The organism is Scandinavium sp. (assembly GCF_032012665.1).
Taxonomy (GTDB): Bacteria; Pseudomonadota; Gammaproteobacteria; order Enterobacterales; family Enterobacteriaceae; genus Scandinavium.
Genome location: NZ_DALZVG010000001.1, coordinates 128,773 through 143,888 on the forward strand (window position 1 = coordinate 128,773; position 15,116 = coordinate 143,888).

A 15,116-nucleotide genomic window follows, 5' to 3' on the forward strand; every position below is an offset into this window, starting at 1 on the left:
GAGAGGGGACTGATTGTGCACGCAATTAATAACAGCGCCAGTCTGGTTTTCTCCCTCTCCCTTGAGGGAGAGGGCCGGGGTGAGGGGGAAATCTCACCGCCAGCGCCGCTTTTACCGCTGCGCTCTCACCGCAGCCTGATGGCCCGCCAGCGTACCGAAGATAATGATATCCGCTACTGCGTTCCCGCCGATGCGGTTGCCGCCGTGGATACCACCGACCACTTCGCCCGCCGCATAGGCGCCAGGGATAACCTGATACTCAGCGTTCAGCACCTCGGTATCGGTGTTGATGGTCACGCCGCCCATGGTGTGGTGCACGCCTGGCGCAATCTGGATAGCGTGGAACGGCCCTTCGTTGATTGGCGCACGCAGCGCGGTGGTGCGGCCAAAATCGTCATCGTGCTGTTTCTCCACGAAGCCATTGTAGCGTTCAAGCGTAGCAAGGAAAGCGTGCTCGTCCATGCCCAGCTTCGCCGCCAGCTCGCGCGGTGAGCTGGCGCTGACCACCAGACCTTTTGCGATGTACTCATCCGCCGCTTTGTTTTTCGCTCTCACGTGCTCATCGAAGACGATGTAAGCGAAGTGTTCCGGCAAGGCAATGATTGCCGCAGAGACTTTATCGCGGGTGGACATTTCGTTATAGAAACGCTCGCCCTGCTGGCTCACCAGAATCGCCCCGCCGCCGCGGATGGATTCAGAAATCAGGTATGAGGTTTTCTGCTCAACGGTCGGGTGGATCTGGATTTCGCCCATGTCCACGGTGCCCGCACCGATACGTTCCAGCAATGCGATACCGCCGCCGGTCGCACCTTTGTGGTTGGTAGTCACGAAGCCTTCGAGGTCAGGACGGTATTTCACCACCATCGCGCTGTTAGCGCTGAAGCCGCCGGTTGCCACAACGACGCTTTTCGCCTGCACCAGCACGGTTTCTTTCTCTTCGGTCAGCAGACGCACGCCGCTCACTTCACCGTCGGTAAACAGAATGTCGTCCACGGAGGTGTCGAGCATTACGTCGATACCGCGTTTAGTGACGTTGCGCACCAGGCCGCTGATCAGGTAGCCGCCGACCGCCGATCCATCACGCGGGCGGTGAGTACGGTCAATGCTCATCCCACCGGTGGTGGTGATATCGTTCAGCATGATGCCGCGACGAGCCAGCCATTCGATGGCTTCCGGCGCGTTTTCTACGAAGCGATGCAGCAGCTCCGGATTGTTTTTATTGCCGCCGCCCTTCAGGGTTTCAGCATAGAACAGCTCTTTGCTGTCCTGAATGCCTTTCACGCGCTGGAAGCGGGTTTCCGCGGCGTTCATACCCGCAGAAGCCTTGATGGTGTTGCCGCCGATGGTTGGCATTTTTTCAACGATCAGCACGCTTGCTCCTTCGTCGTGCGCCTGAATCGCCGCCGCCAGGCCTGCACCGCCGCTGCCGACAACCACAACGTCGTAGTTTTTCGGCGCCAGCTCATCGCCGCCCTCTTCCGCCACGCGCGCTTTAGTGGATTTCACCATCGCTTTGGAAACGGCTTTTTTCACCGCTTCGCTCTGGCTGGTCGCACCGGAGATGGCATCAACGTGCGGAGTGTTGGCGTCCAGGATGCGGGATTTGATCTCTTCAAAGCTGGTCACGAATTCGACCTGCGACGGGCCGGACACCAGTTCGATATCGGCAATGCGGTCGGTTTCGAGGCTGACGTTGATCACCAGCTCGTGGGTATCGTCCTGCACGTTCTCAACGAACACGCCCGCTTTGAATTTGGCTTCGCCCATGCTCATGTCGCGGATCATCGCTTCCACCAGCGAGAAGCGCCACAGCGGTTCCGGGATGTTCAGCGCTTCACGCCGGGTGCTGTCGATGAACAGCTCCAGCTCTTCGCCATTGGCGATACGCTCCGCCCAGTCAGGATAAGCGATGGTTGCGCGGCCAACGGCAATCAGGTCGTAGCCGTGATCGATCCCTTCTTCGGCATCTTTCGCGTTCACTACGCCGCCGACGCCCATCACAGGAACCTGCGCCAGCACTTCAGAACGCTGCGCACAGAATTTTTCAATCAGCGGCGTTGGATCCTGAGTATCGACAATGGACGAACGCAGGCTTGCGCCGAGCGAGAAGTGAAGATAGTCCAGACCGCGCGCCGCCAGTTTTTCCAGCAGGAACATCGTGTCGTCAAAGCGGATGCCCGGGACTTCCATCTCTTCCGGCGAGAAGCGGTAGCCGATGATGAAACTGTCGTCGGCGTACTGGCGCACCATTTTATGCGTGATGTCGAGCACCGCCAGCGGGAATTTTGCGCGGTTGTCGCGGCTGCCGCCCCATTCGTCGGTACGCTGGTTGGAGTTCGGCGAGAAGAACTGTTGAATCAGGTAAGTGTTCGCACCGTGGATCTCCACACCGTCGAAACCGGCCTGAATGGCACGGCGCACGCCTTCACCGAATTTGGTGACCATGCCCGCCACTTCTTCCGTGGTCAGCGCAACGGGCGTTGCAGCACCTTCACGCGGAGCAGCGACGGCGCTTGGGCCTACCGGCGTACGACCGCCGATCAGTTTCGGGTCGACCATGCGACCGCCGTGGTAAATCTGCAAAATAGCCTTTGAGCCTTCGGCTTTGATGGCTGTGGCGATTTTGGCGAGGCCTGCTACCTTCTCATCATTATCGATGCCGATAGCGCCCGGGAAAGCGAGACCGAGATCGTCGATGAAGCAGCACTCAACGATGATGGTGCCGATGCTGCCCGCACGCACGCGGTAGTATTCCACCAGCTCGCTGGTCACGGTGCCGTCAAAATAGCCTGTGCAGGTGGTCATCGGCGCCATTAACAAACGGTTTTTCAGCTCGGTGCCGTTTGGCAGAGTGAAGGGGCTCAGAATGCGTTCATTACTGGTCATAATGGAACTCCAGATTTTAAAATTGAAATTTAAGAATTCGGTGACGGGCGCTTTATTCGTTTTATTAAGTGGTCCGATTTCATGCCTCTAATATAATACTTTATTTAGTTTCTAAAGGTATTACGTTAGTTATAAAACTATTTAATACCTGCCATAACATCAATACCACTACAGTATTAGCAAATAAAAATATGATATTTACATCACCGCCAGAGAAAGTAACAATTACACAACCATCATTAACAATAAAACGGCATGACCGACGACATAAAAAACACCTAAATATCAATATATAACACACAACAATCAAACTTAAACGTCATCATCACTGCTTTTATAAATTAACATTTATCCATTATTTTCTTAAATAACCACACACCCCTGAGTGGTTATATAAAAACAAAATAAAGCGTCCAGTTATTTCATTTTTTTGATCTGGATCAATTGCAACGCGTACTGAAAGCGCAATATATAAATAACCAAAATATCTAATTTAGCGCACCGTTTAATGCGTTAAATCGCTATATCTGAATAGCCTCACGATCGTTATATATAATTAAAGTAAGTTTAGAAACTAAAAAAAACGATCGGGTGATTCAGAACGGCAAACCGAATTCTTAACTACTTGTCGAGTCTCACTATGAAAGACAAAACTGCAACCCCCGCACCAGCGCCTGCCGCTGGTGCAAAAGCCGGAAATAAAAACCGCCTGCTGATGATGGCGCTGCCGATTATCGTCGCAGTGCTGCTGCTGTTCGTGCCGGTCCCGGAAGGCCTGCCGCCGTACGCATGGCACTATTTCGCTATCTTCGTGGGCGTGATTGTCGGTCTTATCTTCGAACCGCTGCCGGGTGCCGTGATTGGCCTGACCGGCGTGGTGGTCATCGCCCTGTGCAGCCAGTGGCTGTTGTTCAGCCCGGAGCAGATGCTGGAGCCGAAGTTCAAGCTGGCATCTGCCTCCTTTAAATGGGCGGTGAGCGGCTTCGGTAACTCCACCGTGTGGCTGATCTTCGGTGCCTTTATGTTTGCCGCAGGCTATGACAAAACCCAGTTTGGTCGCCGTCTGGCGCTGATTCTGGTGAAATACCTCGGTCGTCGCAGCCTGACGCTCGGTTATGCCATCACCTTCGCTGACCTGCTGCTGGCTCCGTTTACGCCGTCCAATACCGCGCGTAGCGGCGGGACCATCTACCCGATTATCGCTAACCTGCCACCGCTGTACGGCTCAAAACCGAACGACCCAAGCGCGCGTAAAATCGGTTCTTACCTGATGTGGGTGGCGATCACCGCGGCCTGTATCACCAGCTCGATGTTCCTGTCCGCCCTGGCGCCGAACCTGCTGGCGCTGGCGCTGGTGAAAAGCATCGTCGGCCTGAATATCTCCTGGGGCATGTGGTTCCTCGCCTTCCTGCCGCTCGGCGTGATCCTGATTCTGGTGATGCCGCTGCTGGCCTACTGGTTCTACCCGCCGGAAGTGAAAGTGAACAACGAAGTGCCGCTGTGGGCTGCCCGTGAGCTGGAAAAACTCGGCAAGCTGTCGCGCAACGAAATCCTGCTGCTGGTGTTCGTCTGCTGTGCGCTGATGATGTGGATCTTCGCCGCCGACTTTATTGAACCGGCGATGGCCGCCCTGCTGGTTATCGTGCTGATGCTGTGGACCGGCGTACTGAACTGGAACGATATCACCAACAACAAAGCGGCGTGGAACACCTTCGTGTGGTTCGCAACGCTGGTCGCACTGGCTGATGGCCTCTCCTCCACCGGCTTCATTGCGTGGCTGGGTAAAGAAGGTGGCGCGCTGATGGGCGGCATCTCTCCGGGCACCGCAACCATCGTGCTGCTGCTGGCGTTCTACCTGCTGCACTACCTGTTTGCCAGCACCACCGCGCACACCACCGCGCTGCTGCCAGCCATGCTGACCATTGCCTCCACCATTCCGGGCATGAATATGGAAGTGTTCTGTCTGCTGATGGTGACCTCGCTCGGCGTGATGGGGATCATCACCCCGTACGGCACCGGCCCAAGCCCTATCTACTACGGCAGTGGCTATCTGCCAACCAAAGACTACTGGCGTCTGGGTACCATCTTCGGGGCCATCTTCCTCGCCGCCCTGCTGCTGATTGGCTATCCGTGGATGTCGATGATGTTCTAAGACAACGTCACAAATGCCCGGTGGCGCAGGCTTACCGGGCCTACAAACGCATCATTCTTTGAGGTTGTAGGCCTGATAAGCAAAGCGCCATCAGGCAAAAATAACGATTCCGGAATCAATCATTTCAAACTCCCCCTGACGCAACCAGGTCACGGGCAAAGTTTATTATGGAGTTGAGTATGTCGAATAAACCGTTTGTGTATCAGACCCCTTTCCCGCTCGCCAAAGACGAAACCGATTACTATCTGCTGAGCCGCGAGCACGTTTCCGTGGCTGAATTTGACGGTCAGGAGGTGCTGAAAGTCGCGCCTGAAGCGCTGACCCTGCTGGCGCAGCAGGCATTTCACGATGCATCCTTCATGCTGCGCATTTCTCACCAGAAGCAGGTTGCGGCAATCCTGACCGACCCGGAAGCCAGCGACAACGACAAATACGTGGCGTTGCAGTTCCTGCGCAACTCGGAGATCGCCGCTAAAGGCGTACTGCCGACCTGCCAGGACACCGGTACCGCCATCATCATGGGTAAAAAAGGCCAGAACGTCTGGACCGGCGGCGGTGACGAAGCCGCGCTGGCGCGTGGCGTGTACAACACCTACACCGAAGACAACCTGCGTTACTCCCAGAACGCCCCGCTGGATATGTATAAAGAGGTCAACACCGGCACCAACCTGCCCGCGCAGATCGATCTCTACAGCGTCGACGGCGATGAATACAAGTTTCTGTGCATGGCAAAAGGCGGCGGCTCCGCCAACAAAACTTACCTGTATCAGGAAACCAAAGCGCTGATTACGCCAGCCAAACTGAAAAACTGGCTGGTTGAGAAGATGCGTACGCTCGGTACCGCAGCCTGCCCGCCGTACCATATCGCCTTCGTGATTGGCGGTACTTCCGCAGAAGCCACGCTGAAAACCGTGAAGCTCGCGTCTACCCGCTATTACGACGGCCTGCCAACCGAAGGCAACGAACACGGTCAGGCCTTCCGCGACGTGCAGCTTGAGCAGGAGCTGATGCAGGAAGCGCAGAACCTCGGCCTCGGCGCACAGTTCGGCGGCAAATACTTCGCTCACGACATTCGCGTGATCCGTCTGCCGCGCCACGGCGCGTCCTGCCCGATTGGCATGGGCGTCTCCTGCTCGGCGGACCGCAATATCAAGGCGAAGATAAACCGTGACGGGATCTGGATTGAAAAACTGGAAGCCAATCCGGGCCAGTACATTCCGCAAGCGCTGCGCCAGCAGGGCGAAGGCAGCGTAGTGAAGATCGACCTGAACCAGCCGATGAGCGAGATCCGCAAACAGCTCTCCGCCCATCCTGTTTCCACCCGCCTGTCGCTGAACGGCACCATTATCGTGGCGCGTGATATGGCTCATGCGAAGCTCAAAGAGCTGCTGGATAACGGTGAAGAGCTGCCGCAGTACGTGAAAGATCACCCAATCTACTACGCGGGCCCGGCAAAAACCCCGGAAGGCTATGCGTCAGGCTCTCTCGGCCCGACCACCGCAGGCCGCATGGATTCATACGTAGATCTGTTGCAGTCCCACGGTGCCAGCATGGTGATGCTCGCCAAAGGCAACCGCAGCCAGCAGGTAACTGATGCGTGTAGCAAACACGGCGGCTTCTACCTCGGCAGTATCGGCGGCCCGGCAGCGGTTCTCGCGCAGCAGAGCATTAAGAGCCTTGAGTGCGTGGCGTATCCGGAGCTGGGTATGGAAGCCATCTGGAAAATTGAAGTCGAAAACTTCCCGGCGTTTATCCTCGTGGATGACAAAGGCAACGACTTCTTCCAGCAGATCCAGAACAAGCAGTGCGCGGGCTGTAGCCAGAAGTAACTCTCCCCCTTATTGCCCGGCGGCGCAAGCTTGCCGGGCCTACAAATTCCGCATTCTGCAGGCCCGGTCAGGCAAAGCCGTCACCGGGCATTTCAACGCCCGCTTGAGTGCCTTATTTTAAGACGCCCAGCCAGGGTTAAATGCGAAGCCGCGTCTTCGGCGTTGCAGAGATATTCTGCCGCCAGGCGGCCCAGCTCGCCGTAGGGCAGCTGGATACTGGTCAGCGGCGGCGTCATCTGTTCTGAAATTTTCTGATCGTCATAGCCCGCCACCAGCATATCCTGCGGGATGTTCACGCCGTGCGTCGACAAAGCCTGATAGCAGCCGATAGCCAGCCAGTCGCTGGCGCAGAAAATGGCCTCCGGGCGCTCGTCCAGCGCCAGCAGCGCCACCGTCGCCTGATACGACTCGTTGAACTGCCAGTTGGTCTGCTGCACCCATTCTGCTTTCGGCTCAATGCCCGCCTGGGTCAGCGCCGCCTGATAGCCAGCCAGGCGCTGGCGGGAGGCCTCCATCCAGCTTTCACCGGTAATATGCGCGATGCGGGTAACGCCCTGGCTCAGCAGATGGCGCGTCAGCTGGAAGGCGTTGGCGTAGTCATCGGGCACAAACGACGGCAGCAGCGGGGAGTCGGGATCGCGCTGGTTAAGCAGCACCAGCGGCAGCGTCGTACAGCCCTGAAACGCGCTCATGTCCGCCACGCAGGTCACCGGCGAGGCCAGAATAATGCCCACGCAGTTGCGCTTTTCCAGCTGGCGAATGATGTTCAGCGCCAGTTCGCTGTCGTCGCCGTAGTCGTAGACCGTCAGCAGCACTTCGCTGCGCCAGGCGGCTTCGCGTGCCTGGCTGATGGCGTCAAGAAACGGGTCATAGCTTTGCAGAGAGCTAATCAGCAGCGCAATCTCTTCCTGATTGTGCGGTGAGTGGATCGCGGGCAGGCGGTCGTAGCCGAGTTCGCCCGCCACGGCAATCACCCGCTGACGCGTCTCGTCGCTAAGTTTAATATTGCGCGACTGGTTGAGGACCAGCGACACCGTAGCCTGTGAAACCCCGGCAGCGCGCGCAATGTCGTTCATCGTGACCTTATTTTTCCGCTTCATATTCCCTGCCCTGCGGCTAACAGAATCAACATCATACCCGCCCTCTTCGTTTTTCGGCAGCGCCATGCGCCTCCGGTCACGTTTCTTTACGCCGGACGGCTGAACTTTGTGACGCCTCTCGCTTTTCTGCGCATTCGCATTTGCTCATTTATCCCCCAACTAATAATTATTAGCTAAATATTATCAGCTATTGAGGTGAGCATGAAACAGCAGTGGACGCAGCAGCAGGCAAACGCGTGGTATCAGCAGCAGGGCTGGCTGTGCGGCTTTAACTATCTGCCTTCTACGGCGGTGAACTGGACGGATATCTGGCAGAAGGAGACCTTCGACGCGCCGACCATTGCGCGCGAACTGGGCTGGGCGGCAGAGGCGGGCTACAACAGCCTGCGCATCAATCTGCCGTTTATCGTCTGGGAGCACGATCGCGACGGCCTGATCGAACGCATCCACCACTTTTTACAGATTGCCGACGGCCACGGTTTCCGCACCATGCTGACGCTGATGGACGACTGCGGCTTTTCCGGCGATGAGCCCTACCTCGGCCCGCAAAAAGCGCCGGTACCGGGCAAACACAACAGCCAGGCGGCGGCGAGCCCGGGGCGCGCTAAAGTGTGCGATCCCGATGAGTGGCCGCAGATTGAGCGCTACGTGCGCGACATCGTGCGCGAATTCCGCAGCGATAAGCGCGTGCTGCTGTGGGATCTTTACAACGAACCCGGCAACCGCGGCATTTTCGCCACCGGCACCGTTGAGGTGCAGTATGACGAAAAGCTGGAGGCGTACGCCCACGAGCTGATGCGTAAAGCCTTCGAATGGGTTCGCGAAGAGGATCCGGAGCAGCCGCTCACCGTCTGCGCGTGGCGCTTGCCGGCAGAAGAAGAAGGCGAGACGTTCTACCAGCATCCGCTGGATCAAACTGCGCTTGAGCTGTCGGACGTGGTGAGCTTCCACGCTTACACCAACACCGCGCGGATGGTTGCCATCATCCACCAACTGGAACAGCTCGACCGCCCGATGTTCTGCACCGAATGGCTGGCCCGCCACGTCGGCAGCACCATCGAAGAGCAATTACCGCTGATGCACGCCGCCAACGTTGCGCCGTATCAGTGGGGATTAGTGCGCGGTAAGACGCAGACCTGGCTGCCGTGGCCGGTGGTGATGACGAACTCGCCGGACTACTGCCGTCTGTGGTTCCACGACGTGTTTGAAGAGAACGGTATTCCGTTCTCACAGGCCGAAATGCGCCTGGTCCGCAGGCTGAGCAAAATCGGCCTGCACCCTGCCCGTCCATAAAAAATGATGTCAGCGCCCCGGCGGTTCGCCGCCGGGCTTTAAGGTACGCACTATGGCAAATACAATGAAAATACCGTCTCGCGAGTTGTGGTCCTATTTTGGCTATGGTTTAGGTCAGTGTTTTAGCTTTGGTTTAGTGGGTTCGTTCATCAACTATTTTTACACCGACGTGCTGGGCATCTCCGCCCTTGCCGCCAGCACCATTTTCCTGATTGCCCGCGCCTGGGATGCGGTCCACGATCCGCTGTTCGCCAGCATCATGGACACCATCAACAGCCGCTTCGGTAAGTTCCGCCACTTTATGCTGATTGCGCCGCTGCTGATTACCGGCGTCACGCTGCTGTCGTTCTATAAAATCGAGGCCGACACCACCACCAAAATTCTCTACGCCGGCGTGACCTACATTCTGTGGGGTACCCTGTATGCCATTTCCGATATTCCGTTCTGGTCGATGTCGTCGGTGATGACTAACGACTCCGGGCAGCGCACCCGCGCGGTCACCGCGGCGATGCTCGGCGTGAATGCGGGCATTGCCTGCGCCAATATCTTCTTCCCGAAGCTGGCGGCCTTCTTCTCACAGTACAGCAACGACAAAGGCTACTTTATGGCGGCGCTGGTGATGATGCTGGTCGGCCTGCCGCTGATGCTCAACGGCTTCCTGCAAATTAAAGAGCGCGTGCCGCCAAGCCCGGAAAAGGTCACCATTCGCGATACCTTCCACAACCTGAAGCAGAACAAGCCGCTGTTTATTATCCTGCTGTCGTTCTTCTTCTGCGTGTTTCATAACGTTGCCAACGGCATTTATATCTACTTCTTCATCTACAACATGGGCGACGCCAGCCTGCAAATGGTGATTGGCCTGATGGGGATTGTGGCGGCCGTGGTGTGCCTGGTGGCACCGATGCTGACGCGAAAAATGCAGAAGCGGAAGCTGTTTATGATCCTCTGTGGGCTGGATATCGCGGTACGGGTGGTGATGTGGTTTGCGGGCTATCACCACACGGCGGTGCTGTTCCTGCTGCTGGGCCTGAGCACCGTCTTCGTGATGATGACCAACATACTGACGTCGTCGATGATTGCTGACACCATCGAATACGCCGAGTACCACACCCATAAGCGCTGTGCAGCGATCACGTTTTCCGGGCAGACCTTTACCGGCAAGATGTCGGTGGCCGTCGGCGGCGGGCTGATTGGCGTGTTCCTGACGATGATTGGCTACATACCGCAGGCGCAAAGCCAGAGCGACGCGGTGCTGAACGGGCTGTTCTTCGGCATCTGCCTGCTGCCCGCGATTGGCTCGCTGATTCGTCTGGGCTTTATGTCACGCTTTACCTTTACGGAAGAGAAGCACGCGGAGATTTGCCGCCTGCTGGCGGAGAGACGTCATGCTACGGCAGATGATGCAGAAGGTGAGGATTTGACGAGAAGGCCGGTTTCAGCGAATTGATCGTATATTTTCCCCTCTCCCTGACCCTCTCCCGAAGGGAGAGGGAACTGTACGGAGCTTTGGTTTTACTCCCTCTCCCCGTGGGAGAGGGTTGGGGAGAGGGCATCAGACGGCACGCCCCTCAACAATTACTCGTCGAAGAACCAGTAACCCTGATTGATAAACGCCGTGAGCTCTTCAACAAACGCCGGATTTTCCAGCGCGTCGCCGAGGTCGTGCTGGCTGAGTTCGGTCAGACGGCTTAACGCATCTGCCGCCTGCGCATCCGCGGGGTTCCAGCCTTCACTGTTAACGAAGAACTTACCGTCAACATTCAGCACGCGAAGACCGCTCAGGCGCGTCAGCGTTTCACCGCCCTGCAGCGCATCCAGCACTTCTTCCGGTGAGTACGGCGGTTCTGCCGGGGCAATATCCAGCTCGTGACGCGGCGTGCTGGCAAAGCGGCCAAACCACTGCCTGAAATCTTCCGGCTGGCTAATCATCTCAACCATCATCGTGCGCAGGCGCTCAAGCTCGTGCGCTTCTACGCGGCCTGCGTGGTCACGAACCGTCAGATCGGGATCGCCGTAGTTCACTCCGCCCAGATCGTTTTCCAGTGCGTAGTCGGCGAAGCTGCTGATCAGATCGCGTCCGTTCGGCCCACGGAAGCCCACGGAATAGTTCAGCGTATCTTCATAAGTGAAGCCGTCGTGCGGGAATCCAGGCGGGATATAGAGGATATCGCCCGGCGACATTTCCACGTCGATGATGGGCTCGAACGGATCGACGTGCAGCAGCGCCGGATGCGGGCAGAACTGACGCATCGGAATGGCATCGCCCACGCGCCAGCGGCGGCGGCCCATGCCCTGAATAATAAAGACGTCATAGTTGTCGATGTGCGGACCCACGCCGCCGCCCGGCACGGAGTAGGAGATCATCAGATCGTCCAGACGCCACTCCGGCAGCACGCGGAACGGACGCACCAGCTCCGCCGCAGGCATATGCCAGTGGTTCACCGCCTGACACAGCAGCGACCAGCCGCTTTCACCGAGATCGTCAAACTGCTCGAACGGGCCGTGGCTCGCGCTCCATTGACCGTCCTTATGGCTCACCAGGCGGCTGTCCACCTCCGGCTCCATCGCCAGCCCCGCCAGCTCGTCCGGCGTGATCGGGTCAACGAAGTTCGGGAAGGCATTTTTCAACACGACGGGTTGCTTTTGCCAGTATTTCTCTAAGAACTCAGGCCAGTTCAGATTCAGTTGATTTACCATTCCATCACACCAGTAAGAGGAAAAACGGCGGTGATTATGCGAGAGATACGCGCGGGCTTTCTTGTTGAGGGTCAAGGGTTGGCTAAAAAATGAATCATCCCCGCTTTTTCTAAGGTTGATTTAAGCATTCATTAAGATCTTGCAGGTAAGATGTCGCTTAATAAACTTCACAAGGAGAGAGAAACCATGAATGTTAACCTGATGACAAAAAACACGGCGCTGGCGCTGGCACTGATTGCCCTTCCTGCTGCATCTGCGCTGGCAAATTCCGGCCTGACGGGCTGTGCAGCGAAAAAAGCAGAGATTCAGCAGCAGATCGACTATGCCAAAGCGCATGACAACAGCTATCGCGTTGCGGGCCTTGAGAAAGCGCTGGCGGAAACATCCGCCCACTGCACCGATGCCTCCCTGCGCGCAGATCGCGAAGCCGACGTGCGCAAGAAAGAGCAAAAAGTTGCCGAACGCGAGCAGGAGCTGAACGAAGCCAAAGCGACGGGCCGGACAGATAAAATCGAGAAGAAACAGGAAAAGCTTGAGGACGCGAAAGAAGAGCTGGCAGAAGCCAAAGCCGAATTAAACAAGTAAGCCGATTTCCCCTGCGCACGGCTGAGCAATAAGCCGTGCGCCTTCCCTCCCCCTCCTCATAGAAAGTGTTACCTCTCACAACTCTGGTTTCATAAGATTGCGGGCGCTGATGCCAGATGGCAGGCTCTGACATCGTTTCGGAAATTTTACGCAGGTTATATGAAACGCAGATTCCCGTTTCAGGTGAAGCTCTTTCTTGCACTGGTGCTGTTCTCCTGCCTGCTGCTCACGCTGCTGGGCGTGATTCTTTTTCATTTTATCGACCGCCAGCTGCATCACGATTTGGGCCAGCGTGCGCGGGTGCAGGCCAGCGAAATTGCGCTGATGCCGGGGCTGGCGGACAAAGTCGCGCACCGCGATCTGGCCGGGATCGCACAATTAATTCAGCCTCTGCGGGCACAGAGCGACGCCAGCTATATTGTTATTGGCGATACCCACGAACAGCATCTCTATCACTCTGAATCGCCGGAGCGCCTGAACCTGCCGATGATTGGCGGTGACAACGCGGAAGTCTTGCAGGGCAAAACCATTATCTCCGTGCGTAAGGGGGGAATTGGCGTGTCGCTTCGCAGCAAGGCGCCGATTTTTAACGCACAGCATCAGGTGATTGGCATTGTTTCGGTGGGCTATCTCACCTCGTACATCGCCAATATTAACGCTCACCTGCTGTGGCAGGCCGCGCTTTACGGCCTCGCGCTGCTGCTGTTGCTGTTCCTCTTTTCCTGGCTGTTCAGCCGCAACCTGAAAAAGCAGATGTTCCGCCTGGAGCCGAAAGATATCGCCCTGCTGGTGCTGCAACAAAAAGCGCTGCTGGAGGCGATGTATGAGGGGGTGTTTGCCGTCAACGAGGAGCGGCAGCTTATCCTGATCAACCGCGCCGCGAGGGAGCTGCTGAGTATTCAGCAGGATGAAAAAACGCTGCTCGGTAAACCGCTGGCGGACGTTCTGCATGTGCCACCCGGCTTTATTGAGCAAACGGGAAACGGCAACCGCCACGACCAGATTGCCGTGCTGAATCAGCGCCAGGTGATCGTCAACCGCGTGCCTATCGAGCTGGAGCCGGGGCGGGAAAACGGCTGGGTGTTCAGCTTCCGCGATAAAAATGACATTAACACCCTCAGCAGCCAGCTCAGCCAGGTGACACGCTATGCGGATAACCTGCGCATGATGCGCCACGAACAGCTGAACTGGACGGCAACCCTGGTCGGGCTGTTGCAAATGCAGCACTACGACGAGGCGATCCGCTATATTCAGGCGCAGTCCGAAGGGGCGCAGCAGGCGCTGGATTTTGTCTCGACCCGCTTTACCTCCCCGGCGCTCTGCGGCCTTCTGCTCGGGAAATACGTCAGCGCGCGCGAGAAAGGCATTGAGCTTCGCTTCGATCCGGCCTGTCAGATGACCCGTCTGCCGCCTGGCATTAGCGAGACGGCGCTGATGTCCGTTATCGGCAACCTGGTGGATAACGCTGTGGACGCCACGCTGAACGCCCCGCCGCCCTGCGCCCCCGTAGAGCTTTATATTTCAGATCGTAATCAGGAGCTGCTGATTGAAGTCGCCGATCGGGGCTGCGGCGTGGACGACGCCATGAAAGCGCACCTCTTTGAACAGGGCGTGACCAGCAAACCCGCCGGTGACAGCCTGGCGGGCGCAGAGCACGGCATCGGCCTCTACCTGGTGGCAGGCTACGTTGAGCAGGCTGGCGGCAGTATCGAAATCAGCGATAACGCGCCACAGGGCACGCTTTTCTCAGTGTTTATCCCTTACCACGCTTCGAATACGACAGGGCTAACTCATGACGCATTCCAGACCGCTTGACGTCGTCATTGTTGAAGATGAGCCGCACCTTGCCGGGCTGCATCGTGAATACATTGAGCAGAATTTTCACCTGCGGGTGGTGGGCATCGCGGCCTCGCTGGAACAGGCCCACGCGCTTATCAGCGAACACAGGCCGCGGCTGGTGCTGCTGGATAACTACCTGCCGGACGGCCAGGGCGTGGAGCTTATCGACAGCCCGTTGCTGAAAAGCTACGAATGTTCGGTGATATTTATCACCGCCGCCAGCGACATGGAGACGTGCAGCCGCGCCATGCGCAGCGGCGCGTTTGATTATCTGATCAAACCCGTTTTCTTCCAGCGCTTACAAGCGTCGCTGGAGCGCTTTATGCTGCTGGTGAACGCGATACGCCAGATGAAGGTGGTCGATCAGCACGCGCTGGACAGAATGTTTAATCTGCCCGCGGGCGAATCCTCTTCAGCGCCTTCAACAAAAGGGATCGAGCCCAATACGCTGGAAAAAATTAAGCGTTTCTTTAGCGATCATCCGGATACGCACTGGTCCGTGGATGACGTGGTGGACGTCGTCGGGATCAGCAAAACCACCAGCCGTCGCTATCTGGAATACTGCGTGGAGAGCGGGTTTATCAGCATCGAGATGCTGTATGGCAATATCGGGCATCCTCGCAGGCTGTACCGGAAGTGCCCTGATGCTGCGGAATAAATAGCAAAAATCCTCACTTCAGAGGATTTTTTAATGTTTGCTCCCCTCGCCCTGTGGGAGAGGGGCCGGGGAAGAGG

General features: G+C 57.1%; 10 protein-coding genes. 7 read left to right on the forward strand and 3 right to left on the reverse strand.

Annotated elements, in window-relative coordinates:
• Positions 1–111 precede the first annotated feature (111 nt).
• Positions 112–2,886: a flavocytochrome c gene (locus RTU33_RS00595; protein ID WP_312624596.1), complete on the reverse strand. Its 2,775-nt coding sequence runs from the start codon at positions 2,884–2,886 to the stop codon at positions 112–114.
• Between the two features lie 640 nt (positions 2,887–3,526).
• Between RTU33_RS00595 and RTU33_RS00600 the strand changes: the two genes are divergently transcribed.
• Together RTU33_RS00600 and fumA are read left to right on the forward strand one after the other, a co-directional pair.
• Entirely contained in the window at positions 3,527–5,038 is a 1,512-nt protein-coding gene (locus RTU33_RS00600) for an anion permease (protein WP_312624598.1), read from the forward strand.
• 179 nt (positions 5,039–5,217) lie between these two features.
• Entirely contained in the window at positions 5,218–6,867 is a 1,650-nt protein-coding gene (fumA, locus tag RTU33_RS00605) for a class I fumarate hydratase FumA (protein WP_312624599.1), read from the forward strand.
• Between the two features lie 92 nt (positions 6,868–6,959).
• Here the strand turns inward: fumA and RTU33_RS00610 are convergent, their stop codons facing one another.
• A complete protein-coding gene (locus RTU33_RS00610) occupies positions 6,960–7,967 on the reverse strand; it encodes a LacI family DNA-binding transcriptional regulator (protein ID WP_312624600.1) in 1,008 nt (335 codons plus the stop codon).
• A 201-nt stretch (positions 7,968–8,168) separates the two neighbouring features.
• Here RTU33_RS00610 and RTU33_RS00615 point away from each other — a divergent pair, with 201 nt between their 5' ends.
• Both RTU33_RS00615 and RTU33_RS00620 read left to right on the forward strand, forming a co-directional pair.
• Entirely contained in the window at positions 8,169–9,260 is a 1,092-nt protein-coding gene (locus RTU33_RS00615) for a cellulase family glycosylhydrolase (protein WP_312624601.1), read from the forward strand.
• 52 nt (positions 9,261–9,312) lie between these two features.
• Positions 9,313–10,707 (forward strand): MFS transporter, encoded by a 1,395-nt coding sequence (locus RTU33_RS00620; RefSeq protein WP_312624602.1) that lies wholly within the window; start codon positions 9,313–9,315, stop codon positions 10,705–10,707.
• A gap of 128 nt (positions 10,708–10,835) precedes the next feature.
• Here the strand turns inward: RTU33_RS00620 and RTU33_RS00625 are convergent, their stop codons facing one another.
• Complete coding sequence (locus RTU33_RS00625; protein WP_312624603.1) at positions 10,836–11,957, reverse strand: cupin domain-containing protein; 1,122 nt, start codon at positions 11,955–11,957, stop codon at positions 10,836–10,838.
• A 186-nt stretch (positions 11,958–12,143) separates the two neighbouring features.
• Here RTU33_RS00625 and RTU33_RS00630 point away from each other — a divergent pair, with 186 nt between their 5' ends.
• From RTU33_RS00630 to RTU33_RS00640, 3 genes are all read left to right on the forward strand, one after another.
• Positions 12,144–12,542 (forward strand): DUF1090 domain-containing protein, encoded by a 399-nt coding sequence (locus RTU33_RS00630; protein WP_312624604.1) that lies wholly within the window; start codon positions 12,144–12,146, stop codon positions 12,540–12,542.
• A 159-nt stretch (positions 12,543–12,701) separates the two neighbouring features.
• Positions 12,702–14,357 (forward strand): sensor histidine kinase, encoded by a 1,656-nt coding sequence (locus RTU33_RS00635; protein WP_312624606.1) that lies wholly within the window; start codon positions 12,702–12,704, stop codon positions 14,355–14,357.
• Positions 14,335–15,039, forward strand: coding sequence for a response regulator (locus RTU33_RS00640; protein WP_312624608.1), 705 nt, complete (start codon positions 14,335–14,337; stop codon positions 15,037–15,039). The genes RTU33_RS00635 and RTU33_RS00640 overlap by 23 nt, the downstream gene beginning before the upstream one ends.
• Positions 15,040–15,116: the final 77 nt, after the last annotated feature.